Origin of the sequence: Erwinia sp. PPS120 (assembly GCF_047918655.1) — a bacterium.
GTDB lineage: Bacteria > Pseudomonadota > Gammaproteobacteria > Enterobacterales > Enterobacteriaceae > Erwinia > Erwinia tasmaniensis_A.
Genome location: NZ_JBLREF010000088.1, coordinates 1 through 375, shown reverse-complemented (window position 1 = coordinate 375; position 375 = coordinate 1). Strand labels below are relative to the sequence as shown.

1 protein-coding gene is annotated in these 375 nt (G+C 46.9%); it reads right to left on the bottom strand.

The window, feature by feature from the left end; genetic code table 11:
* On the bottom strand, nt 1–250 hold a 250-nt coding region (locus ACLRGG_RS21190; RefSeq protein ID WP_224395138.1), incomplete at its 3' end, for a transposase.
* Between the last annotated feature and the right edge of the window lie 125 nt (nt 251–375).

Genomic DNA, 375 nt, shown 5'->3' with positions numbered 1-375 from the left:
CGGCTTTTTTTAATATGTCCCTTTCGTCGGTAACCCGCTTCAACTCTTTCTGAAGACGGCGGATCTCGGCCTGAGCATCTGACTGTTCATTATTAGTGGAAGAATCCGGACCGTACTTCTTTATCCAGGCGTAAAGGCTGTGGGTGGTGATATCGAGACGTGTTGCAACGCTTGAAACAGAATGACCACGATCAACAACCTGTTTGACTGCTTCAATTTTAAACTCTTCAGGATAACGCTTACCGCTCATGGGCACCTCTCTTTAAGTCATCTTAAATGACTCTGAGGTGTCTGTTAAACCCGTGGCGATTCAATTTGTTCAATGGCCTGTCATGGGACTGTCTCTTATACACATCTGACGCTGCCGACGACGGC